This is a genomic window from Streptomyces sp. NPDC001549 (assembly GCF_042894025.1).
GTDB classification, from domain to species: Bacteria; Actinomycetota; Actinomycetes; order Streptomycetales; family Streptomycetaceae; genus Streptomyces; species Streptomyces kutzneri.
The window spans coordinates 146,233-167,194 of the sequence record NZ_JBIAVJ010000006.1; the positions used below are offsets into that span (position 1 = coordinate 146,233).

The following is a 20,962-nucleotide window of genomic DNA, read 5'->3' on the forward strand; positions in this document are numbered from 1 at the left end:
CCACGGCGGTCACGGCCCGTCCCCCACCGCGTCCGGGGTGCTCCCGGCGGCGGCGAGCGCCTTGCGGGACCGGCGTTCGGCGAGGATCGGGACGTACTTCCTGACCCTGGCCTGGCGGAACGAGTCGTACGCGGCCTCGACCGTCGCCTCGACGGTGTCCGCGTCGACCGAGGGGTAGGCCGCCCGTAGCCGGGCCACGGTGGTCCGGACGGAGGCGAGTTCCTCCGGGGTGGGTGCCCACTCTTCCGTTGTCCGCGCCCCGGGATCTTCCATGGCGGGGGAGGTCCCGGTCCGTTCCGCGCCCTGGAGCGTTGCAGCTGCCATATCCCACGACCTTCGGACCGCCGGTCCGCGCATGCCGACATCGGGTGAGGGTGTGCTTCAAGGCGATTCTCTGCCAAACGGGACAAGATCGCCCACTGGGTGCGCGGATGCGAGAAGGCGGCTGGTACGGCTGGGCTCGGCAAGGCCCGAAGGAGACGGCCTAGCAGCCGCCCGGGCTCTTGTAGGCGGCCTCGCACTCCGCACCGGCGCCGCGGGCGACCTCCGTGCACAAGGTGGCTTCGACCTTGCCCAGGAGGCGGGCCAGTTCGGCGCGTTCGGCGGCGTCGAGGCCGTCCAGGGTCTGGCGTTCCAGTTCGCCCCATGCCCTGCGGACCTCGACCAGGAGTCCGCAGCTGGCGTCCGTCGCCTCGACCAGGGAGGCCCGCCGGTCCGAGGGGTCCGGGCGGCGCCGCACGTGGCCGGAGAGCTCCAGGCGCTGCAGCATCTTGGTGACCGTCGAGGGGTCGAGGCCGACCGCCTTGATCAGCTCGGACTGGCGCACGGCCCCGCTGTCCCAGAGGTGCATCATCAGGAACTCCTGCCCCGGGTGCAGCCCCAGGTCCCGCAGGACCCGGCCCGCCGCGATCCGGTGGAGCCGGGAGACCCGGCTGATCGCATGACTCACCGGCCCGTCCAGCACCGCACTCGGCACCGCCGCGCACTGCGCGGCGGAGCGCGGCTCCTGTACGGATTCCGCGGTCATGGAAGCGCTCCTCCTGGTCGGTCCGGCAGATCTCCGGCAGATCCCCCAGGTGGATTCTACCGTCCGCCCCCATTTTATCTTGGTCGGCCAAGTAATGAGGTACGCTGCATCTCGCAGCCAATCATTGGCCGACCAACTATCTTTGTGGGGCAGAAATGACCAGCGCCTTCGAACCGGTCCACGTGGCCGGCGCCACCCTCTCCAACCGGATCGCCCTCGCCCCGATGACCCGCAGCCGCGCAGGTCAGGGCGGCATCGCGACCAGCCTCGTCGCCGAGTACTACACCCAGCGCGCATCCGCCGGTCTGATCATCACCGAGGGGATCCAGCCCTCCGTCGTCGGACAGGGCTACCCCTTCACCCCCGGCCTGCACAGCGCCGAGCAGGTCGCGGCCTGGCGCGAGGTCACCGACTCCGTGCACGCGGCGGGCGGTCGGATCTTCGCCCAGCTGATGCACTCCGGCCGCATCGGCCATCCGACGCTGCTGCCCGACGGCCTCGTCCCCGTGGCCCCGTCGGCGGTGGCCGCCCAGGGCCAGCTGTTCGCCGGCGACGGCATGAAGGACTTCGTCACCCCGCACGAGCTGACCGGGGCCGAAGTACGGCAGACCATCGCCGACTACGCGCAGGCCGCCCGCAACGCGGTCGAGGCCGGCTTCGACGGGGTGGAGCTGCACGGGGCCAACGGATACCTGATCCACCAGTTCCTGGCCCCCGGCTCGAACCTGCGCACCGACGAGTGGGGCGGCTCCACGGAGAACCGGATCCGCTTCGCGGTGGAGGTGGTCAAGGCGGTGGCCGCCGCCATCGGCGCCGAGCGCACGGCACTGCGCGTCTCGCCCGGCAACACGTACAACGACATCTCCGAGCCCGACCCGCAGCCCGTCTACGAGGCCCTGGTCAAGGAGATCGACGGACTCGGCCTGGCCTACCTCCACGTCCTGGAGCACGCCCCCGAGGCGCGGGAGGCCACCCTCGCCCTGCGCAAGCAGTTCTCCGGACCGTTCGTGCTGAACCCGGCGACCGACGGTCCCACCGACCACCGCGCCCTCACGCTGATCGAGGACGGCGTCGCCGACCTCCTCGCCTTCGGAGCCCTCTTCCTGGCCAACCCGGACCTGCCGGAGCGCCTGCGCACCGAAGGCCCGTACAACACCCCTGACCCCGCCACCTTCTTCGGGGGCGACGCACGCGGCTACACGGACTACCCGACCCGCTAGCGGGGCCCGCCCGCCCGGGCGGGCGTCGGTCCGCCCGGAGGGCTCCGGCAGTATGGCCCCGTGAATCCCATACCCCGATGCCGTGACAGCGCCGCCGCCCCCGGCCTCAGGCGGACCCGGCTGGTGGCGGCCGGGGCCGCGGTGGTGACCGTGGGCGCGGGGCTGGGACTGCGGGCCGTCGCGGCGGGGAGCACGGCGAAGTACGGGGGAGACGCTCTGTACACCGTCCTGCTGCTGACCCTCGTCGTCCTGGTCGCGCCCCGGCTGACGCCCCTGCGGGCGGCCGGGACCGCGCTGGCCGCCAGCTGGGCCGTCGAGTTCCTCCAGCTGACCGCCGTACCCGCGGAGCTCTCCCGGCACAGCGCCGTGGCCCGCCTGGTCCTCGGTTCCACCTTCAACCCACCCGACCTGTTCTGGTACGTGGCCGGCGCGGCAGCGGGGTGGCTCCTCCACACCGCGCTCGGGCCGTCCGGGACGGCCGATCGGAGGCCGTCCTGATGGCGTCGGACTCGATCTATCGCAGCGCGGCGGGCCGGGAACTCATCCGGCGCTGGTGCGGCGAACAGCTCGACGGATGGGACGTACCGCACGAACGGACCGTGGTGGGCGCCAACGGAGCGCAGACCCATGTCGTGTCCGCCGGTACCGGTGGCACCACGGTCGTGTTCGTCCCGGGGACCAACTTCAACGCGGCCGCCTCGCTGCCCCTGGCCACGGCTCTCGTCGCCGTCGGACACCGTGTGTCGCTGCCGGACGTCCCGGGACAGCCGGGCCTCAGCTCCGGTGACCGGAACCTCGCCGGGGGCCGGTTGTCCTGGTACGGCACATGGCTGGACGAGGTGATCGACAAGACCTCGCCCGGCCCGGTGGTGGTGCTGGGCCACTCCTTCGGCGCCGCCATCGCCCTGTCGAGCGCGTCCAGGCACATCGAACGCCTCGTTCTCGTCTCTCCCGGTGGCCTGACCGGGCTGCGCCTGCCTCCTGGCCTGCTGGCCGCTTCCGCCGCATGGTTCCTGCGGCCTGCCCCCAGGAGCAGCGCCAGGCTCCTGCGGGCCATGCTCGCCCCCGGCCACGAGCCCAGGGAACGGCTGGTGGAGTGGATGACGCTGGTGGGCCGGCACTCCCGCTCCAGCGGGGCGCCCGGCACGGCGGACCTGCCGGCGGAGCCGGTGCTCCGCACGGTCTTCACCGGGGAGCGCGACGTGTTTCTCCCGCCGAGGCGGCTCGGCCGGGCGGTGACCCGCACGCTGGGCGTCGAACTGCGGGTACTGCCAGGGGCCGGACACCTCGTGGTGGAGGAGGCCCCCGACCGGCTGGCCGCCCTGGTCGACGGCCGGACGTGGTGACCCCGGCTCCGGCCCGCCGCCCGCACCCGGTCAACAGGGCAGAATCGAGGAGCAGTTCCACCACCGGCGCCGCCGACTCGCCGTGGCCGGCGGGCCCGACCAGGGAGGTCGGACGTGCCCCACGACGATGAACCGGTCTTCAAGCGGAGCACGTGGGGGACGAACCGGTACTACTGCAACCCCGACAACCCCGTCGGGCTGTCCCTGATCGTCATCAGCCTGGTCTTCGCCGCGACGATGCTGATCCTGATGAGCAACCGGGCCGGGCCGTTCGCGCCGGAACCCACGCCCACGAGAGGGAACACGCCGGCCGTCGCCCCCACGGCGCCCTGAACCGCCGGGCGGTGCGGTGGCACTCCGTACGGCTCGGGCGAGCGGCGCCTGTCAGCGGGACCGGCGAGCGCTGTTGAGCCGGGCGGCCCGGCGCGTCAGGTGATCGCGCTCGGCGAGGTTGGGCGCCTTCCGGGCCGCCTCGGCGTACAGCCGCGCCGCCGTCACCACGTCGCCGTCGCGCTCGTGGAGGTACGCCGCCACCGCGGTGTGGCGGGGCAGCGCGTCGTCCAGCGCCGCGAGCGCCGCCAGTCCGGCGCGCGGCCCGTCGGCCTCGCCGACGGCCACCGCGCGGTTGAGCCGCACGACCGGGCTGTCGGTCAGGAGCACGAGCTCGTCGTACCACTCGACGATCTGCACCCAGTCGGTCTGCTCGGCGGTGGGCGCGTCGGCGTGGAGCGCCGCGATGGCCGCCTGGGCCTGGAACTCGCCCAGCCGGTCGCGGGCGAGGGCCGCCTGCAGGATCCGTACGCCCTCGGCGATCGACCCGGTGTCCCACCGGCCGCGGTCCTGCTCGGCGAGCGGCACCAGACTGCCGTCGGGCGCGGTCCGGGCGGCGCGCCGGGCGTGGTGGATCAGCATGAGGGCGAGCAGCCCGGCCACCTCGGGGTGGTCGACCCGGGCCGCGAGCTGCCGGGTGAGCCGGATGGCCTCGGCGGCGAGGTCGACGTCGCCGGAGTAGCCCTCGTTGAAAACCAGGTAGAGGACGCGCAGCACCGTGGCGACATCGCCGGGACGGCCGAACCGTACGCCGGAGACGGTGCGCTTGGCCCGGCTGATGCGCTGCGCCATGGTCGCCTCGGGCACGAGGTAGGCCTGGGCGATCTGGCGGGTGGTGAGCCCGCCGACGGCGCGCAGCGTGAGCGCCACCGCGGACGACGGCGTCAGCGACGGGTGGGCGCACAGGAAGTACAGCTGGAGCGTGTCGTCCACCGCGGGCGCCGGCCCGGGCGGCGGCTCCTCGTCCACCAGGTCCTCACGCCGGCGCCGGGCGGTGTCCGCCCGGGTCGCGTCGAGGAACCGGCGCCAGGCCACGGTGACCAGCCAGCCCTTCGGGTCCCGCGGAGGGTCGGCGGGCCAGGTGCGGACCGCCTCGATCAGCGCTTCCTGGACGGCGTCCTCGGCCGCCGCGAAGTCGGCTCCGCGGCGGACGAGGATCCCGAGAACGCTCGGCGTGAGGCTCCTGAGCAGGGCCTCGTTCATCGGTGAGGTCATTCCGTGATGGTGGGCGGCGCGGTCAGGAACGGGCGCAGCTCGAGCCACTCGTGGATCGGCTTCCCGCCCGCCCCGGGGGCGGCCGACAGCTCTCCGGCCAGTTCGACCGCGCGCTCGTAGCTGTCGACGTCGATCACCATCCAGCCGGCGATCAGGTCCTTGGTCTCCGGGAACGGGCCGTCGGTGACCGGCGGGCGCCGCTCCCCGTCGTACCGGACGAAGGTCCCCTCGGGGGCGAGCGCCTGACCGTCGACGAATTCACCGGTCCCTTCGAGCCGGGCCGCGAAGTCGTACATGTACTGGATGTGCGCCGAGATCTCCTCGGGCGTCCACCGGTCCATCGGCACGTCGTTGACCGCTGCCGGGGCGCCGCGGTAGTGCTTGAGCAGCAGGTACTTGGCCATGATGCTTCTCCTCGGTCCTGGTACGACCCATTGTGGTCGCGTTCACCCCTGGGACGGAGCCGGCCACGGGTTCTCGACATCCCCTCCGAAGTTCTTTCGACACGTATGGACGAGCCCGTGTGAGCGGACCCGGGCCGGGGCTGATCCCGCCGAATGCACGCGGAATCAGCCCGTCCGGATCTCCGGCTCCCGAGGGGTTCCGCGGCGCTTTCCGGACGCCCGCCGAGGTGGGAGGGCCACCGGTCGCGCGGGGGTGGAACGCGCGGAGCGCCCGGCTCAGGCCACGCGCCCCCGCACGCCTCCCGCCGTGACGTTCCCTCACGGCGGTAGCTGGGCAGCCGCTTGATGCTGATCGATCGTCTCGTGAGGGGAACCCCGATGACCAAGGTCCTGGTGCTGCACGGCGTATGCCTCGTGAGGTCCGCCCTGGCTGCGCTGCTGAGATCCGAAGGCGACTTCGACGTCACCTCGGCCGGCTGGCGCGCCGCCGCGCGCCAGGCCGAATACTTACGACCCGACGTGGTGGTCGTGGACCTCGACTGTCCGGGGGTCTCGGCCGCCCTCCTCGCGGACGCGGGAGCCGCGCGCCTGCTGCCCCACTCGCCCACACCCACACCCCTGCTCGTGCTCGCCCGGGCCGACCTGCCCGGCTCGCTGCAGCGCGCGTTCCGGACCCAGGCGCTGGGCTACGTGGACAAGGACGGCTCGCCCGCCCGGCTGGTCCGGGCCATCGGGAAGGTCGCGGCAGGAGAACGCTTCATCGACGCCACGCTCGCCTCGGCCTTCATGGAAGCCGACCCCATGCCGCTCAGCCCGCGCGAGCTGAGTGTGCTGGCCCGCGCCGCCGAGGGCGACTCGATCGCGGAGATAGCCCGCGCCCTGCACCTCGCCAGCGGAACCGTACGCAACTACATGGCCGCCGTGACCCGCAAGACCGGCGCCCGCAACCTGATCGATGCCATCCGGATATCCCGGCGGGCCGGCTGGGTCTGAGCCGCCGGCCCGGGTTCCCCCGGTCCCTCCCTCACCCTTGCGCGTTCCACAAACCCACCAGCTCCCGGTACAGGGGTGACCTGTCCGGGAGCTCCGCATGCGTGCCGCACACCGCCCGGGTCCCGTCGAGTACGAGGACCCGGTCGGCCCTGACGGCGGAGGAGATGCGGTGGGCGACCACCACCAGCGTGCCGGGGCGTTCCGCGAGCGCCCGCTCGGCGCGCTCCTCGGTCCGGGGGTCGAGATGGCAGGTGGCCTCGTCCAGCAGCAGCAGGGGGGCGGGGGAGAGGTAGGCGGCGGCGAGGGCGAGGTGCTGCCGCTCGCCCGGGGTGAGCCGGCCCGGATCGACGGCCGCGTCCAGTCCGCCGAGCCGGGCCACGAGTGCGTCCGCGCCGAGGGCGGCCGTGGCCCGCTCCACCTCGCCCCGAGGCACCGGGCCCGGGCACAGGTGGGTGAGGTTCTCGCGGACCGTACCCGTGAAGACGTACGCCTGCTGGGGCAGCAGTGTCCGGCGGACGTCGGGGCCGGGCCCCGGGCCGCCGTGCCCCGGGGCACGGCGCGCGGGGGCGCCCGCCACCCGTACGGTTCCCCGGCCGGGCGGCAGCAGACCGGCGATCAGCGCGGTGAGGGTGGACTTGCCGATGCCGCTCGGCCCCACCACGGCCAGGTGTTCGCCCGGCCCGACCACCAGGTCGAGGCCGTCGATCACCGGGTGCGCGCGGGGACCGTAGGCGAAGCGGACCCGACGCAGTTCGACGGCGGGCGCGGGTGGCGCGGGTGGCGCCGACGGTGCGGGCGGCGCCGACGGTGCGGGTGGCGCCGACGGTGCGGGTACCGGCCGCGGGGCCGCCGGTTCCGGATCGCAGAACCGGTCCAGCACCACCAGCAGCCGGGTGCCCGCCGCGCCCACCGCCGTCATCAGCGCGTCCAGGGCGGGCAGCAGCGACTGCACGAGGTAGGTGAGGGCCCCGGCCACCGACCCCGCGCTCACCCCGCGCCCGAGCAGCCAAGGCGTTCCGGCCAGCAGCACGACGACCGGCAGCCGGCCCGCGACGCCCAGGGCCAGCGTGCGCAGGGCGGTCCACCGCGCGAGCCGCCCGGTCAGCCGCTCCTGCCCGGCGATCAGCGCCTCCACCCCGGCTCCGGCGCTCGCCCCGCCCCCGCACGCGACGACGTCGCGCAGCCCCGCCGCCAGCTCGCCCGCGCGCGCGGACAACGCCTCGTCGGCGTCGAGCGCCGCGCGCTGCACACGTGCCATCGGGTGCAGCGTGGCGAGGAAGGCGACCGTACCCAGGAGCAGCGCGGGCAGGACGAGGACCAGCAGGACGGGGGCCAGCGCGACCAGCCCGAGCAGCGCGCCCAGGGCGGTGAAGACGAACGACCGGGCGATCAGGACCAGTCCGGCGAAGGAGTCCCGGGCCATCTCGGTCTGCTGCGTGAGCCGGGAGACCGCACCCGAGTCACCGGCCCGCCCGGGATCGGCGACGGCGCGCCCGATCGCCTGGCGCACGGAGCGCCGTACCAGGCCGTCGCGCAGCGGCTCGACCAGGTCCGCGAGCCCGCCGAACACCCCGCGCAGGGCGAGGGCGCCGAGCAGAGCGCCCCCACCGGCCACGGCCAGCCAGCCGATGCCGGTACCGGTACGGCCGACGAGGAAGCCGTCGTCGAGGGCGCGGGCCACCGCGTAACCGCCGAGGAAGGTGTGCGCGGACTCCAGCAGGGACCAGAGTGCGAGCCGGCACAGCGTCCGGCTCCGGCCGCGCAGGAAGCGGCGGCCCTCGCGGGACACCCGGCGCCAGGTGCCGTACTCGCTCATCGGACCGCCTCCCGGCCGGGCGGCTCAGCGGCCGTTTCCGGGTCCGCCCCCGCCCCCGCCCCGAACACCGCCCGGTAGCCGGGGTCCCGCCACAGTTCCGCGTGCGTACCGGTGGCCCGGACCCGTCCCGCGTCGAGCCAGACGACGAGGTCGGCGCGGGCGGCCGAGGAGACGCGGTGGGCGACGACGAGGCGGGTCCCCGGCCGGACCTCGCTCGCCAGGGACCGCTCCACCTCGCGGGCGGTGAGGGTGTCCAGGCTCGACGTCGCGTCGTCCAGGACGAGCAGCCGCCCCGCACGGCAGAACGCCCGTGCCAGGCCGAGGCGTTGCAGCTCCCCGCCGGACAGCGGCGCGTCCGCCGGCGCGGTGTCGTACCCCTCGGGCAGGCGGCGGACGAAGGAGTCGGCCCCGGCCGCCCGCGCGGCGGCGCGCACGGCCTCCAGGTCCAGGTCCGGGTCCGGGTCCGGGTCCGGGTTCGCGTGGGGATCCGGCCCGCCGCCGAAGGCGACGGCGGCCGTGACGCTCCCCCCGAAGAGGGCCGGCCGCTCGAAGGCGTGGCCGACCTCGCGGCGCAGCTCCTCGGCCGACAGCTCGTCGAGCGGCACGCCGTCGAGCAGGACCCGGCCCTCGTCGCACGCCGTGAGCCGTCCCGCCACGGCGGCCAGCGTCGTCTTGCCGGAGCCCGAGCGGCCGACCACGACGGCGGTCGCCCCACCGGGGATCCGCAGGTCGACGTCGTGCAGCAGCACGGTGCCCGCGCGTACCACCCGTACCCCGCGCAGCTCCAGGGTGCCCGGCCCTGCCGCGGGCAACCGGCGTTCACCCTGCGGAAGTTCGGGGAGTACGAAGAGGGCCGCGGTGCGGCGGGCCGCGGCCCGGCCGCGCACCACGGCCGCCAGCCGCCCCGTCACGGCGCCCACCCCGGCCGCGAGGCCCGCGTAGCGGACGGCGGCGAGGAGCCCGCCGACGCCGAGGGCCCCCTCCGCGAGGCGGACCCCGCCCACGCCGAGGACCACGTACAGCAGCAGGGGCATGAGGGCACTGGTACGCGCCACCGTCGCGCCGTAGATCCGCCACGTCCGCCGCCCCTCGGCGCCGAGCTCCGGCAACCGGGCCAGTACGCGGGCCTGTTCGCGCTCGGCGGTACCGGCGGCGGCGATGGTACGGGCACCCCCGAGGGCCTCCACGAGGCGGCCGGCCAGGTCGAGCTGCACCTCCTGGTAGCGGCTGACGCTGGCACCCGAGTCGCGGGCGAACGTCCTCAGCAGCAGGGCGAGCAGCGGGAGTCCGGCGAGGAGGACCAGTGCGGTCCACACGTCGATCAGGACCAGCGCCACGAGTCCGCCGAGCGGAGGGAGCAGGGCCACGGACGCGGTCACGACGGCCGCCGGTACGGCGCCGGCGGTGGTGGCCTGTGCGGTCAGCCGGGCGGAGAGCTCACCGGGGGAGTGGCGGGCGGCATGGTGCGGCGCGGTGCGCAGCAGCCGGCCGAGCCCGAGCCGGCGCAGCCGGGCGGTGGAGCGGGCGTCGACACCGCCGGTGAGCCGGGCCGTCGCCGCGTCGAGCAGCACCTCGGCGGCGATCACCGCCGCGCACCACACGGTCCACCGGACGCCGGCGGGGTCCTGGCGCAGCAGCAGATCGAGGGTGTGGCCGAGGACCGCCGGCTCGGCCAGGGCCGCGCCTGCGGCGGCCACCGAGCAGCCGGCCGCGGCGGCGAGGCGGCCTGCGCTGTGTCGCGCGGCCGCCCGCAGAGCCCGGTCGGCCGCGCGAGCGGCCGGCGCCTCGCCGGGGGGATCGGGCACAGTCATGGGCGCGGGCTCCAGGGGTGTGGTGCGGGCCCGGGCGGCGAACCGCCCGGGCCCAGGAGGACCTGATCCCTGATCAGTTACAGGTCGTGATGCTCAGGCTGCTGTCGCCGCAGAGGAGCAGACTGGCGCGGCTGCCGCCACCGGTGAGGTGCGCGGCCTCGGTGGCCTCTTCCTTGGGGGTTTCCATCGACTGCAGGTCGAGAAGCGTCATGTCCGTTTCCTCTTCACTGTGGTGTTCCGATGGGTCACGGCCCCCGCGAGGGGGACCGGCTCTGGGGCCGCCGCGGTGGACCGCAGCGGCGGGAGGAACGGCAGGTGCGCGCGCCCGCCGGGCGCGGCGCCGCCGAGGGCGAGGAGCGCGCCGGCCGTGCCCGTGGACAGATCCATGGACAGGCGCATCATCTGCTCGCCGGGGAAGGCCAGGAAGCCCTGGTACGGGACCGCGTGCCGGGCCAGGGCCTCCACCTGCCGGGCGATGTCCGCGGGGGCGGAGCCCGGACCCGGCGTCGTGGTCCGGGCCAGGTGGAGGATCATGCCGGCCGCGCCGCGGAACAGGCCGGGCTGGGCGTAGAAGGTCGCCTGGGCGGCGCGGACGATCTCCGGCCGGGCCCGTTCGAAACGGTCGTCCCGCGCGTGCTCCAGCCAGTCGTCGAGCACCATGCCGATCCCTGCGCTGCCGCCGCCGAGGTAGGGCATCGTGCGCCAGCCCTCGTCGACCTGCAGGGTGCCGAACGCGCTGGTCACGCAGCGGTCGAGATCGCGGTGCAGGGCCCGGCCGGCCCGGATCAGCGACTCCTGGTCGCCGGTGCGCTCGTAGAGCCGCAGATGGAGCAGTGCGGGGCCGCTGTGACCGTGGAGCAGACCGGCCCGTTTCGGCCCGGACGCGGACGCGGACGCGGACGCGGACGTAGACGCGGACTCGGCGAGGAGCTCGGCGCAGCGCAGGGCCGCGGCGTGCAGTTCGCCCTCGCCGGTGGCCGAGCCCAGGGAGTCCAGGGCCAGGCCGATGCCGGCGAGTCCGCCGTGCAGGTCGGGTCCGGCCGACTGCCAGGGCTGGCCCAGCAGTTGTTCGGCGAGGGTGAGCGCCCGGTCGCGGTGGCCGAGCCGTTCCAGGGTCCAGGCGAGACCGGCGAGGCCGTCGTAGAAGCCCAGCGGCATCCCGGAGGCCGGTTCCTTCGTACGGGCCAACAGCCATTCCTCGGCCTCGGGCCACGGGTCGGCGCCGGTCTCGGCGAGCGCGTACAGCACACCGGCCGCTCCGTAGCCGAATCCGGTTCCGCCGCCGGCGGTCGCGAACTGGGCCGGGTCCCCCGGGAAGAGGCGGTCCTCGCGGTCGAAGGTGGCGCTCGCCCGGATCGCCGCCGTCATCGAGGCACATGCGGCCGCCCGGTCGCCCGGTTCGACCGGCAGGTAGGGGCGGGCACGGGGTACGGCCACGCGACCGCCGGAACCACCGCCGGCAACAAGACCGGAATCAAGACCGGAAACAAGACCGGCACCAGGGCCGGGGTCCGCGAGGATCTCCCGTACCGCCTCGTCGAGGAACTCCCGGGGAACCGGGAACTGCTCGGCGGCGATGTCGGCCAGGTGCGCCGCCTTGGCCCGGTCCAGCACCAGCAGGCTGGTCAGCGGCAGGAACAGGGCCAGCCGCAGACAGGCCAGGGCGTAGCGGTCGACGGCGAAACCGCGCCGGCCGGCCGGGGCGACGAACGCCGGGTTGGCGACGGTCTGGCGGAGCCCGTCGTCCACGTGGGCGGCGGCCTCGAAGTCGAGCAGCGCGACCGACATCCCCCCGGTCCCCTCGTCCTCCGCGACCATGATGTTGAACAGGTGGAGGTCGTTGAAGACGATGCCGCGGGCGTGCACCGCCGCCAGGGCCTGCGTCACCCGCCGGTGGACCTCCAGCGCCCACCGGGTGTACTCCGCGAGCTCCGCGGGATCGGGGTCCGCCTCGATCAGCGGATGCCGGCGGGCGAAGTAGGTGTTGAGGGGTTTGCCTTCCAGGTACTGCATCACCAGGAAGTGGTGGTCCCCGACGGTGAAGGTGCCGTGGACCGCGGGCACGCAGTCCAGCCCGGCCAGTTGTTCCAGGGCCCTGCGTTCACGGTGCAGCCGGGTCACGGCGTCCGCCCCGTCGGCCGCGAGCCCCGCGAAGGGGCGCGCTTCCTTGAGGACGACCGGTTCGCCGGTGCGCACGTCACGGCCGGCGTAGACACCGCCGCCGTTGGAGAAGTGCAGGGCGCGTTCGACCGTGTACGGAAGGCCTTCGAGGGTGACGGCGGCACGCCGGGCCAGATGGGGCGCGAGGAACGCGGGCAGCTCGACGCACTCGGGCGGCTGGAACACCGGACCCCGCGGGTCCGGTACGAGCCGGCCGTCCGGGGTCTCGATCGCCGGGACGAGCTCGCCGCGGTCGTCGTAGCAGTGCCGCAGGGTGAAACTCCCGTAACGCAGGTGCACGGGCCCGTCGTTCCAGCGCAGGTCGCTCAGGATGTACGGGCCGGGCTCCCCGGCCAGCAGCGCGTCGAGCTCCTCGGCGACGCGCCGGCACTGCTCCTCGTCCGCCGGGTACACGGTGAGGAACTTGCCGCTCGCCGCGCGGTCGGCGTACTTCGCGTTGCGCAGGTGCAGCAGGTACCGGCTCGGCACGAACTTGAAAGCGATCCGGCGCTCCACGCAGTACGTGCGGACCCGTTCGAGGACGGACTCGGCGTTGTCCAGGCATGCCGAGACGTGGATCTTCCAGCCCTGGGCGGGCAGCCGGGAGTCGACGGGCCGCAGCGCCAGCCAGTCCCCGCTGCGGTGTGTCTGCCACCCCGCCGGTACGGGGGCGAGCGCGGCCGGGTAGTTCTCCTCGGCCCGCCGGTACGGCGCGTCGTAGAACCAGCGGTCGGCGTCGCAGAAGGCGGCGTACCCCTTGTTCACTCCTGCTCCCTCGGTCGGTGACGTGCCCACGCTGTCACGCGGTCCGAAGGCCGCGACAGTCGCGGCTGTCACCGATGGGGTGTGCAGTACGCACGAGTCACCAAGAACCGGAAGGGGGACGGCGGGTCAGTCCTTGCTCGCCGACTGCCAGCTCATGCCCCAGCCGTACTCGATGTCCGCCGCCTGCTGCTTGAAGACGCCGGGCGCCGGCAGGAGGTACTTCGCCTCCCGCCGGACGATCAGCTCCCCGCCCACGTTCTCGATCAGTGCGATCGCGGCCACCGGCGACGGGACGGTGCATTCGTCCAGGTGCATCTCGATCGGCGGACCGACGGGCGGATGGAGCGTGGCGACCCCTTGAAGTCCCGCGAAGCTGGTGGCCCCGGCGTAGATGACCACGAACACCAGGAGGCGCTCGATCTCGGCCGCGTGGTCGAGGTTGATCATGAGGTTCTCGCCGGCCTCGCTCGCACCGGTCCGGTCGTCGTGGTCCAGCTGGATGTACGGCGGCTGGTGGAACGAGCCGAACTGGTTGTCGATGGGGTGGACGATCCCCTTCGTTCCGTTCCGCAGCTCCCACAGGCAGGAGAGGTCGAGATCGACGTCCTCCAGCCTGACCGCGTCCTTCCCCTTCCGCATCCAGCCGCGCGGCGGCGCGGCGGCGCTCCACGTGAGATTGACCCGCATGCCCCCTGAGGTGGCCCCCTGCTTGGTCAGCGACACCGCGGGGGCCGCCTTCGTCAGGGTGATCTTCGACAGCTGTACCGGACGGGCGGGCGCGGGCGGATTCACCGCCTGCTGCACCGGCACCGGCACCGGCACGGGCACGGGCGGAGGCAGCGCCGGGGCCGGAGCCGGGGCGGGATCGTCGACCGTGATCCCGAAGTCGGTGGCGAGCCCGGCCAGACCGGAGGCGTACCCCTGGCCCACCGCCCGGAACTTCCACGCGCCGGCCCGCCGGTACAGCTCCCCGAGCACGAACGCGGTCTCCGACGTGGCGTCCGTGGCGTCGAACCGCGCCGTCTCGGCGCCGCTCTGCGCGTCCAGCACGCGTACGAAGAGGCCGGACACCTGACCGAACGTGCCGTCGGTGGACGCCGCGACCACCACGGTCCCGATCTCCTCCTCCACCCCGGACAGGGTCACCCCGATCGTTTCGAGCACGCCCGTGCCGTCCTGGCGCCGTCCCTCGTGGCGCACGGCGCCACTGGGGTGCACGGGCTGGTTGTAGAACACGAAGTCCTCGTCCGACCGCACCTTGCCGGCCGCCGTCAGCAGCAGGGCCGACACGTCCACATCAGGCGCTGCGGGACCTCCTTGCCAGCCCAGCTCCACCCGGACCGTGGCACTGGGCACCGGTACGTTGGCACCCTTCCGCATGGACATGCGCTCCCCCTTCCGCTGCGTGTCTCCCACTCCCGCAGCGTACGAGGATTTGGCCCGCTCCCCTCCCCGAAGGCGGCGATTGCTCCGGTACCGGGGGAAGTTGTGGGGTCACGGCATGATGGGGCGGTGATCACCATTCATCTGAAGTACGAGATCGACGTCGACAAGCTCGCGGACTTCGAGGAGTACGGGCGCCGTTGGGTCCGGCTGGTCAACCGGTTCGGAGGCACCCACCACGGCTACTTCCTGCCCAGCGAGGGCGACAGCGACATCGCCTACGCCCTCTTCTCCTTCCCCGGCTTCGCCGCCTACGAGCAGTACCGCACGGACAGCATGTCCGATCCGGAGTGCCAGGCCGCCTTCGACCTGGCGCGCGAAACCCGCTGCATCAAGCGGTACGAGCGCCGCTTCCTGCGGCCGCTCGACACCCCCGGCCTCTGACAGGTCCGGTCCGGCGCTCGCGTGTGGCGACAGGTGGGCGCCGGACCGGACGGCCCGCGAGGTCAGGTCACCGTTCGCGGTCCATGACGCGGCGGGCCGCCTCGGCCTCCGCCGCGGGCGGAGACAGTTCGTCGAGCGTGTCGAGTTCGTCGTCCGAGGCCAGCTCCCGCTCCCAGGCCGCCGCGAGCCGCTCCTGCTCCTCCGGCGGTCTGCTGGTGACGGCCTCCTGCTGCTGCGGTCCCAGAGCCGCGAGGAAACGCCCGACCGCGTCCGTCGGCATGCCGTACTCCTTCTCGCCGTAGGGGAGGGCAGCGGCGGTCGCGCTGCCGTGCCTGGCCCAGGATGGCGAACCGGGCCGGGACGGACGGCCCGACACGGCGGGCCGCCACCCGAATGCCGCGCCCGCGCATGCCACCGACCGCGGGACGCACCCGTTGCGCCTCACGGAGCCCGGGCACACGCGCTGCTTCGGGCACACGCGCTACGAGGACGCGCTCCCGGCCGTCCGGCGGCGCGAGGCCGAACTGGAGGCGGACTGACGGAGGAGCAGTGCGAGGCGGCGTTCGCCTGGATGCCGGCTATGTCGGCCGCCCGCCAGGAGGCGGGGAGGAACCGACCCGGCCCCGGGCCCCCGGTGTCGACCCGCGGGCCGGCGGGGGCCGTCGGCCGGCTCAGGGCGTGGACTTCCAGCCCTGCCCGTGGAGTCGTTCGAATCCGTCCAGGAGGAGGTCGAGCGCGAACTCGAACTCGAACTGGTCGTCGCACCCCTGGCCGACGACCGACCGCCGGTCGTGCGCCACCGCCCGGGCCAGTTCGGTGACGTGGGGATACCGCCGGGCCATCGCCTCGTACGCGGCCGCCTGCGCCCGCTCGTCCTGCGGTGCGGTGCCCGCCGGATCGTCGAACAGTTCCTCCGTGAAGCCCAGTACCCGGCTGCCGAGGGCGTGCATCACGTGGTGGGTGAGGTCGGTCGAGAAGCCGCCGGCCCGGAACGTTCCGATCACCGAGTCGAGGTACGCGAGCACCGCCGGCGTCGGGCTGGTGCGCGACCGGATCACCTGAGCCGCCCAGGTGTGCGCGAGGAGGGCGCCGCGCGCCCCGAGGATCCGCCCGCGGACCGCGCTCTTCCAGTCGGATCCGGGGACCTGGCCGTCGATGCCCGCGACGACGACTTCCACCATGCCGTCCAGGAGCTCCTCCTTGTTGGCCACGTGCTTGTAGAGCGCCATCGGTACGACCCCCAGCTCCTGGGCGAGTCTGCGCATGCTCAGCGCCTCGATCCCGGCGCCGTCGGCGAAGGCCACGGCGGCGCGCAGCACCCGGTCCCGGCTCAGAGGGCTCCGGCGTGGTTCCTGCGGCTGCTCGGGCATGTGGGCTTCTCCCTCGATCCGTTCCCTGGGTGGTGCGGGTGGCGTCCGTCCCGCCTTGACGAGTGTACGCCGTACACCTAGGGTGAGCGCCAACCGTCGGGTGTACGCCGTACACCCATAAGGGAGGGGCTGTTCCGCATGGGCTCAACCAGGAGAACCGCGATCGTCGTGGGTGTGCTGTTCCTCGTCACCGAGGTCGCCGCGATCGGCGGGCTCGCGCTCTACCGTCCCGTTCTGCACGACACCGGCTACGTCCTCGGATCAGGCGCCGACACCCAGGTGTTCCTGGGGGCGCTGTGCGAGTTCGTGCTCGCGCTGGCGGTCACGGGCACGGGGGCCGCGCTGTACCCGGTCCTGCGGAGGCGGAACGAGGGGGCCGCCATCGGCTACGTCTGCGGGCGCCTGCTGGAGGCCGCCGTGATCGTCGTCGGCATCATCAGTGTGCTGTCGGTGGTGACGCTGAGGAGGCAGGCGGAGGGCGGGGCGGGCGCCGCGGGCGCCGACGGGACCTCCCTGGTCACGGCCGGCCAGGCCCTGGTGGCGTTCCACGACTGGACGTTCCTGTTCGGGCCGAACTTCGTCCTCGGGGCCAACACCCTGGTGCTGGCCGGCCTGATGTACACCTCGCGGCTCGTACCGCGCTGGATCGCCGTCCTGGGGCTGATCGGCGGGACGATGATCTGCGCCTCGGCGACCGCCGTGCTGTTCGGGATCTACGAGCAGGTCTCGGTGGCGGGGTCGCTCGCGGCGCTTCCCGTGTTCGCCTGGGAGGTGACGCTGGCCGTCCGGCTGCTCGCCAAGGGCTTCGGCGCGGGGGCGGGCGGCAGGGCCGCCGCCGTGTGACGGCCCTGATCGGCCCGCGTCGGCCCGCGTCGGCCCGCGTCGGCCCGCGTCGGCCCGCGCCGGCTCTCGTCCTCTCTCAGGACATCCGGTCCACGTTCCACATCGGCAGGCCCCGGAAGAACTCCACCGCCTCCGCGCGCCAGTACGGTTCCCAGGACGCGGCCTCGGCGGCGGCGGCCTCCGCGTGCCGCCGGATCTCCGCCTTGAGCCGCCGGTCCGCGCCGGCGGCACGGGCGATCTCCCTGATCCGGCCCAGGGTCTCGTCCGGGCAGCCGGGATCACCGATCGCGGCTTCGACGAGGGCCGCGTCCGCCCCGGTCGCGGCGGCCAGGACCGCGCGGACGGCGTAGGTGCGGCGGCCCGAGCGGATGTCGGCCCCGGTGGACTTCGCCTCGGCCGCCGGGTCGTCGCCGGCCGGGCCGAAGAGGTCGAGGAAGTCGTCACGCATCTGCTCGGAGATGCCCACCAGCCGCGAGTAGCGGTGCAGTCGGGCGCGGTGCGGCGCCGGATCCTCGCCCGCGGCCAGCAGACCCATCGTCAGCGGCGCGAGGACCGAGTACCGCGCGCTCTTGAAGTCGGTGACGGTGTGCAGGAACTCCTCGTCGGGCAGGGCGTGGGAGTCCCGCTCCAGGTCGGCCAGCTGCCCGGCCACGGTCTCCGCCGCGGTGCGCGTGTGCACCCCGAGCAGGGCCTGGCGGAGCTCGGCGGGAACCTCGGCCTCCAGCAGCACCTGGGTGGACAGGAACGCGGCGAGGTCCCCGGCGAGTATCGCGAGCCCGAGGGCGGTGGCGTCCTGGCCGGGGAACTCCCGGCGGTAGGCGTAGTACGTCGAGGGGCCGCCGCGGCGCAGGGGCGCGTCGTCGATGATGTCGTCGTGGACGAGCCCGTGCGTCTGGAGCAGTTCGATGCTCAGCGCGGCCTCGGCGAGCCCCGGTACCTCGTCGGTGGTGACCAGCCGGGCCGCCTCGTACAGCAGGACGACCCGCAGCCGCTTGCCGCCGCGCATCGAGAACTCCCGCAGGAGCTCCAGGCGGCGGGCGGCGTACCGGCTGGGCACCGGGACGTCGAAACGCTCGCCGAGGTTGTCGAAGTACTGCTCGAACCGGGCGTCGAAGCGGATCCGGTGACCGGCGACGCGTTCCAGGGTGGGGGCGGTGACGTTGACATGCATGAAGATCAGTATCGATCACGGCCCCGCCCGCCTGGATCCGCCTGGATCCGCTCCAGCGCTTCGGTGAATCCGTTCAGCCGCCCGAGGGCGCGGCGGCGAGACAGGCCCGCAGTTCGGCTTCGCCGGCGTTTCCGCCCGTGCACATGAGCGCCACCCGCTGCCCCGCGAGGCCGTCACGTGCTGCGAGGAGCGCGGCCAGCGGTGCGGCGGCGGCCGCCTCGGCCACCGTTCGGGCATCACGCATGAGCAACCACTGAGCCCACCGGATCTCGTCGTCACCGACCAGCCGGAAGTCCGCGAGGTGTTCGCGGAACAGACGCTGCGTCAGCTCGAATCCCGACCCGGTGGCCAGTCCCTCCGCGGTCGTGGTGTTCGGACGCTCGACACAGCGGCCCGAGCGCCAGGAGTCGTGCGCGGCCGGCGAGTGGCGGGACTGCACCGCGATGACGCGGCAGCGCGGGCTGATCGCCGCCGCCACCAGACAGGCGGCGGCGGCGCCGCTGCCCCCGCCGACCGGTACGACGATCGCGTCGAGGTCCGGTTCCTGCTCGAACACCTCCAGGAACGCGGTGGCCACGCCCGCGATCAGGGCCGGCTCGTTCGCCGCGCTGACCAGGCGCATCCCCCGCCGAGGCGCGAGCTGCTCGGCGTGGCGGCGGGCCTCGTCGAAGTCCGCGCCGTATTCGACCAGTTCGGCGCCGAGCCGCCGCACGGCCTCGGCCTTCAGCGGATTCGGGTGCTCCGGCATGACGATGGTGCAGGGGACGTGGAAGAGCGCCGCGGCATAGGCGAGGGACTGCGCGTGGTTGCCGGTGGAGTACGAGAGAACACCCCGGGCACGCTCGTCCGGGTCCATCGCGGCCAGCAGGGCGACGCCTCCCCGGACCTTGAGGGCGCCGGTCGGCTGCAGGTTCTCGTGTTTGACCAGCACACGGACCCCGGCGCCGACGGCGGCGTCGAGGGCGGGATAGGAGAGCAGCGGGGTCGGGGACAGGTGCGCGCTCTGCAGACGACGCGCGCGAAGGACGTCGGAGATCGTCGGACTGTGCATGCCCTCATGCTGCGCGGGGGGCAACCCATAGGACAAATGTCAGTTTCTGATGAATCCATCGATATCATCGATGAATGTTCGACGAGAACCGCCTCCGGGTGTTCGCCGCCATCGCCCGCGAGGGTTCGGTGACGGCTGCCGCCGCCGCGCTGCACTACGCGCAGCCGTCGGTCAGCCACCACCTCGCCAGGCTCGAAGCCGAAGCCGGTGTGCCGCTCGTCCAGCGGGCAGGCCGTGGCATCCGGCTGACCGAGGCCGGCCGGCTGCTCGCCGATCGCGCGGAGGAGATCCTCGGCCGGATCGATTCGGCCCGGACCGAACTCGCCGCCCACGCCGGGCTCAGCGCCGGCCGGGTGCGCCTCGCGGCGTTCCCCTCCGCGCTCGCCACGGTCGTACCCACGGTGGCCGCCGCCTTCAGCGCCGCACACCCGGACATCGAACTGGCACTGACCGAAGCGGAGCCGCCCGAAGCCCTGGCGGCCCTGCGGCGCGGCGAGGCCGATGTCGCCCTCACCTTCCGCCACGGCGACGCCCCACCCGGTGACCGCGAGGGCCACACCGTGACATCGGTCCTGCACGAGCCGGTCTACATCGTCAGCCGGGCCGGCGAATCCTGGCCCGGTCCGCGCACCGACCTCGGCACCTACCGCGGACAACGGTGGATCGCCGGCTGCGAGCGGTGCCGTACACACCTGCTGTCGGCGTGCGGGAAGCGCGGTTTCACTCCCGCGATCGCCTTCGAGACCGACGACTACGTGGCAGCCCAGGCACTCGTGGCCGCCGGCCTCGGCGTCAGTACGCTGCCCGGCCTCGCCCTGCGCGCTCATCTCCACCCCGGCGTGAGGATCGACCGCCTACCGGACGACCACCGCTTCGTCGACGCAGTCGTCTACGGCGCACCACCGCTCCCGGCCCCGGTCGAAGCCTTCCTGAAGGTCCTCGGGGAGACCGACGTGGATCCGGTGCAATGGCCCTGACGGGCCTAGTGCGGAGGTGCCCTGTCACGCGCCTGTGACAGTCGGCGGACAGCCTCATGAAGTTCCGCGGCCAGGCTCTTAACAGAAGGACAAAAGAGACATTTCACCTCTCGCCTTCTGGAATCTCCCCCCTTGCCGCCTCTTCATCGGAGACATTCTCATGGCCCGCACGTCCCGCAAGCAGCGTTTCGCGATGTTCGCCGTTACGGCCGCGCTCGTCACCGGAGGCGCTCTGGTGCCCACCAGCGCATTCGCCGCCCAGGCCGCGCCGCACGCGGCCGAGGCGCACGCGAAGAGTGGTCACGGGGACACGGCCGGCAAGCATGAGCGGGGCGGCAAGGACAGGTCCAAGGGGAAGAAGAACGGCAAGCCCCGGGACGTGGAGAACATGCCGGGCTGCAAGTTCTATCAGGGCAAGGTGTACTGCGAGCACAAGCCCGACACCCCGAAGCCCGCTCCGGCCCCCAACCCCGCTCCGGCTCCCGCTCCGGCCCCGGACCCGGATGTTGTGGGCAAGGAGAACCCGGACGGGGTCCCGGCTCCCGACGCGGGCGGGTTCGGCATCGAACTGAAGCCCTGACCTGCGGTTCGGAATGAGCTCGGTCGCGAGGTGGACTCGCGGCTGATGGCCGTTGG

22 protein-coding genes are annotated in these 20,962 nt (G+C 73.6%); 9 read left to right on the forward strand and 13 right to left on the reverse strand.

The annotated features are described in order from the left end of the window. Positions 1 to 9: 9 nt before the first annotated feature. Together ACFY04_RS12870 and ACFY04_RS12875 are read right to left on the reverse strand one after the other, a co-directional pair. Positions 10 to 324 carry a three-helix bundle dimerization domain-containing protein gene (locus tag ACFY04_RS12870; protein WP_389116225.1) on the reverse strand — a complete coding sequence of 105 codons (315 nt, stop codon included), beginning with the start codon at positions 322 to 324 and terminating at the stop codon, positions 10 to 12. A gap of 160 nt (positions 325 to 484) precedes the next feature. Continuing rightward, the gene (locus ACFY04_RS12875; RefSeq protein ID WP_389116226.1) at positions 485 to 1,027 is read right to left on the reverse strand and encodes a MarR family winged helix-turn-helix transcriptional regulator; all 543 of its coding nucleotides are present in this window, start codon (positions 1,025 to 1,027) and stop codon (positions 485 to 487) included. Between the two features lie 155 nt (positions 1,028 to 1,182). Here ACFY04_RS12875 and ACFY04_RS12880 point away from each other — a divergent pair, with 155 nt between their 5' ends. From ACFY04_RS12880 to ACFY04_RS12895, 4 genes are all read left to right on the forward strand, one after another. After that, the gene (locus ACFY04_RS12880) at positions 1,183 to 2,247 is read left to right on the forward strand and encodes an alkene reductase (protein WP_389116227.1); all 1,065 of its coding nucleotides are present in this window, start codon (positions 1,183 to 1,185) and stop codon (positions 2,245 to 2,247) included. Between the two features lie 60 nt (positions 2,248 to 2,307). After that, complete coding sequence (locus tag ACFY04_RS12885) at positions 2,308 to 2,745, forward strand: DUF2809 domain-containing protein (RefSeq protein WP_389116229.1); 438 nt, start codon at positions 2,308 to 2,310, stop codon at positions 2,743 to 2,745. Further along, positions 2,745 to 3,593: an alpha/beta fold hydrolase gene (locus ACFY04_RS12890; protein ID WP_389116230.1), complete on the forward strand. Its 849-nt coding sequence runs from the start codon at positions 2,745 to 2,747 to the stop codon at positions 3,591 to 3,593. The genes ACFY04_RS12885 and ACFY04_RS12890 overlap by 1 nt, the downstream gene beginning before the upstream one ends. Before the next feature lie 114 nt (positions 3,594 to 3,707). After that, positions 3,708 to 3,926 carry a hypothetical protein gene (locus ACFY04_RS12895; protein WP_389116231.1) on the forward strand — a complete coding sequence of 73 codons (219 nt, stop codon included), beginning with the start codon at positions 3,708 to 3,710 and terminating at the stop codon, positions 3,924 to 3,926. 51 nt (positions 3,927 to 3,977) lie between these two features. On the opposite strand, the gene ACFY04_RS12900 is transcribed toward ACFY04_RS12895, so the two are convergent. Beyond that, entirely contained in the window at positions 3,978 to 5,126 is a 1,149-nt protein-coding gene (locus tag ACFY04_RS12900) for an RNA polymerase sigma factor (protein ID WP_389116536.1), read from the reverse strand. 8 nt (positions 5,127 to 5,134) lie between these two features. Continuing rightward, the gene (locus ACFY04_RS12905; protein WP_389116233.1) at positions 5,135 to 5,542 is read right to left on the reverse strand and encodes a YciI family protein; all 408 of its coding nucleotides are present in this window, start codon (positions 5,540 to 5,542) and stop codon (positions 5,135 to 5,137) included. 378 nt (positions 5,543 to 5,920) lie between these two features. On the opposite strand from ACFY04_RS12905, the gene ACFY04_RS12910 reads away from it, so the two are divergent. Beyond that, the gene (locus ACFY04_RS12910; protein WP_389116234.1) at positions 5,921 to 6,535 is read left to right on the forward strand and encodes a response regulator transcription factor; all 615 of its coding nucleotides are present in this window, start codon (positions 5,921 to 5,923) and stop codon (positions 6,533 to 6,535) included. A gap of 31 nt (positions 6,536 to 6,566) precedes the next feature. Here the strand turns inward: ACFY04_RS12910 and ACFY04_RS12915 are convergent, their stop codons facing one another. The 5 genes from ACFY04_RS12915 to ACFY04_RS12935 form a co-directional block, all read right to left on the reverse strand. Then, positions 6,567 to 8,351 carry an ATP-binding cassette domain-containing protein gene (locus tag ACFY04_RS12915; RefSeq protein ID WP_389116235.1) on the reverse strand — a complete coding sequence of 595 codons (1,785 nt, stop codon included), beginning with the start codon at positions 8,349 to 8,351 and terminating at the stop codon, positions 6,567 to 6,569. Further along, positions 8,348 to 10,162: an ATP-binding cassette domain-containing protein gene (locus tag ACFY04_RS12920; protein ID WP_389116236.1), complete on the reverse strand. Its 1,815-nt coding sequence runs from the start codon at positions 10,160 to 10,162 to the stop codon at positions 8,348 to 8,350. Before ACFY04_RS12920 ends, ACFY04_RS12915 begins: the two co-directional genes overlap by 4 nt. 73 nt (positions 10,163 to 10,235) lie before the next feature. Then, positions 10,236 to 10,373 (reverse strand): SapB/AmfS family lanthipeptide, encoded by a 138-nt coding sequence (locus tag ACFY04_RS12925; protein WP_301364230.1) that lies wholly within the window; start codon positions 10,371 to 10,373, stop codon positions 10,236 to 10,238. Next, positions 10,370 to 13,087, reverse strand: a complete 2,718-nt coding sequence (gene lanKC / locus ACFY04_RS12930; RefSeq protein ID WP_389116238.1) for a class III lanthionine synthetase LanKC — start codon at positions 13,085 to 13,087, stop codon at positions 10,370 to 10,372. The genes ACFY04_RS12925 and lanKC overlap by 4 nt, the downstream gene beginning before the upstream one ends. A 126-nt stretch (positions 13,088 to 13,213) precedes the next feature. After that, the gene (locus ACFY04_RS12935; RefSeq protein ID WP_389116240.1) at positions 13,214 to 14,473 is read right to left on the reverse strand and encodes a TerD family protein; all 1,260 of its coding nucleotides are present in this window, start codon (positions 14,471 to 14,473) and stop codon (positions 13,214 to 13,216) included. 126 nt (positions 14,474 to 14,599) lie between these two features. On the opposite strand from ACFY04_RS12935, the gene ACFY04_RS12940 reads away from it, so the two are divergent. After that, positions 14,600 to 14,914 (forward strand): NIPSNAP family protein, encoded by a 315-nt coding sequence (locus ACFY04_RS12940; protein ID WP_314245039.1) that lies wholly within the window; start codon positions 14,600 to 14,602, stop codon positions 14,912 to 14,914. Positions 14,915 to 14,981: 67 nt separating this feature from the next. Here the strand turns inward: ACFY04_RS12940 and ACFY04_RS12945 are convergent, their stop codons facing one another. Continuing rightward, positions 14,982 to 15,194 (reverse strand): hypothetical protein, encoded by a 213-nt coding sequence (locus tag ACFY04_RS12945; RefSeq protein ID WP_389116242.1) that lies wholly within the window; start codon positions 15,192 to 15,194, stop codon positions 14,982 to 14,984. Between the two features lie 391 nt (positions 15,195 to 15,585). Continuing rightward, positions 15,586 to 16,284, reverse strand: a complete 699-nt coding sequence (locus ACFY04_RS12950; RefSeq protein WP_389116243.1) for a TetR/AcrR family transcriptional regulator C-terminal domain-containing protein — start codon at positions 16,282 to 16,284, stop codon at positions 15,586 to 15,588. 138 nt (positions 16,285 to 16,422) lie between these two features. Between ACFY04_RS12950 and ACFY04_RS12955 the strand changes: the two genes are divergently transcribed. Next, on the forward strand, positions 16,423 to 17,127 hold the full coding sequence (locus ACFY04_RS12955; RefSeq protein ID WP_389116244.1) for a DUF4386 domain-containing protein: 705 nt from the start codon (positions 16,423 to 16,425) through the stop codon (positions 17,125 to 17,127). Positions 17,128 to 17,203: 76 nt separating this feature from the next. Here the strand turns inward: ACFY04_RS12955 and ACFY04_RS12960 are convergent, their stop codons facing one another. Beyond that, positions 17,204 to 18,298 carry a polyprenyl synthetase family protein gene (locus ACFY04_RS12960; protein WP_389116246.1) on the reverse strand — a complete coding sequence of 365 codons (1,095 nt, stop codon included), beginning with the start codon at positions 18,296 to 18,298 and terminating at the stop codon, positions 17,204 to 17,206. Between the two features lie 73 nt (positions 18,299 to 18,371). Next, positions 18,372 to 19,349, reverse strand: coding sequence for a threonine/serine dehydratase (locus ACFY04_RS12965; RefSeq protein WP_389116248.1), 978 nt, complete (start codon positions 19,347 to 19,349; stop codon positions 18,372 to 18,374). Between the two features lie 74 nt (positions 19,350 to 19,423). On the opposite strand from ACFY04_RS12965, the gene ACFY04_RS12970 reads away from it, so the two are divergent. Both ACFY04_RS12970 and ACFY04_RS12975 read left to right on the forward strand, forming a co-directional pair. Beyond that, complete coding sequence (locus ACFY04_RS12970) at positions 19,424 to 20,326, forward strand: LysR family transcriptional regulator (protein WP_389116249.1); 903 nt, start codon at positions 19,424 to 19,426, stop codon at positions 20,324 to 20,326. A 160-nt stretch (positions 20,327 to 20,486) separates the two neighbouring features. Beyond that, on the forward strand, positions 20,487 to 20,906 hold the full coding sequence (locus ACFY04_RS12975; RefSeq protein WP_389116250.1) for a hypothetical protein: 420 nt from the start codon (positions 20,487 to 20,489) through the stop codon (positions 20,904 to 20,906). Positions 20,907 to 20,962: the final 56 nt, after the last annotated feature.

Coding starts and splice junctions, on each gene's coding strand:
- ACFY04_RS12870 (WP_389116225.1), bottom strand. CDS start 324: ATGGCAGCTGCAACGCTCCAGGGCGCGGAACGGACCGGGACCTCCCCC.
- ACFY04_RS12875 (WP_389116226.1), bottom strand. CDS start 1,027: ATGACCGCGGAATCCGTACAGGAGCCGCGCTCCGCCGCGCAGTGCGCG.
- ACFY04_RS12880 (WP_389116227.1), top strand. CDS start 1,183: ATGACCAGCGCCTTCGAACCGGTCCACGTGGCCGGCGCCACCCTCTCC.
- ACFY04_RS12890 (WP_389116230.1), top strand. CDS start 2,745: ATGGCGTCGGACTCGATCTATCGCAGCGCGGCGGGCCGGGAACTCATC.
- ACFY04_RS12900 (WP_389116536.1), bottom strand. CDS start 5,126: ATGAACGAGGCCCTGCTCAGGAGCCTCACGCCGAGCGTTCTCGGGATC.
- ACFY04_RS12905 (WP_389116233.1), bottom strand. CDS start 5,542: ATGGCCAAGTACCTGCTGCTCAAGCACTACCGCGGCGCCCCGGCAGCG.
- ACFY04_RS12910 (WP_389116234.1), top strand. CDS start 5,921: ATGACCAAGGTCCTGGTGCTGCACGGCGTATGCCTCGTGAGGTCCGCC.
- ACFY04_RS12915 (WP_389116235.1), bottom strand. CDS start 8,351: ATGAGCGAGTACGGCACCTGGCGCCGGGTGTCCCGCGAGGGCCGCCGC.
- ACFY04_RS12920 (WP_389116236.1), bottom strand. CDS start 10,162: ATGACTGTGCCCGATCCCCCCGGCGAGGCGCCGGCCGCTCGCGCGGCC.
- ACFY04_RS12925 (WP_301364230.1), bottom strand. CDS start 10,373: ATGACGCTTCTCGACCTGCAGTCGATGGAAACCCCCAAGGAAGAGGCC.
- ACFY04_RS12935 (WP_389116240.1), bottom strand. CDS start 14,473: ATGTCCATGCGGAAGGGTGCCAACGTACCGGTGCCCAGTGCCACGGTC.
- ACFY04_RS12945 (WP_389116242.1), bottom strand. CDS start 15,194: ATGCCGACGGACGCGGTCGGGCGTTTCCTCGCGGCTCTGGGACCGCAG.
- ACFY04_RS12950 (WP_389116243.1), bottom strand. CDS start 16,284: ATGCCCGAGCAGCCGCAGGAACCACGCCGGAGCCCTCTGAGCCGGGAC.
- ACFY04_RS12955 (WP_389116244.1), top strand. CDS start 16,423: ATGGGCTCAACCAGGAGAACCGCGATCGTCGTGGGTGTGCTGTTCCTC.
- ACFY04_RS12960 (WP_389116246.1), bottom strand. CDS start 18,298: ATGCATGTCAACGTCACCGCCCCCACCCTGGAACGCGTCGCCGGTCAC.
- ACFY04_RS12965 (WP_389116248.1), bottom strand. CDS start 19,349: ATGCACAGTCCGACGATCTCCGACGTCCTTCGCGCGCGTCGTCTGCAG.
- ACFY04_RS12970 (WP_389116249.1), top strand. CDS start 19,424: ATGTTCGACGAGAACCGCCTCCGGGTGTTCGCCGCCATCGCCCGCGAG.
- ACFY04_RS12975 (WP_389116250.1), top strand. CDS start 20,487: ATGGCCCGCACGTCCCGCAAGCAGCGTTTCGCGATGTTCGCCGTTACG.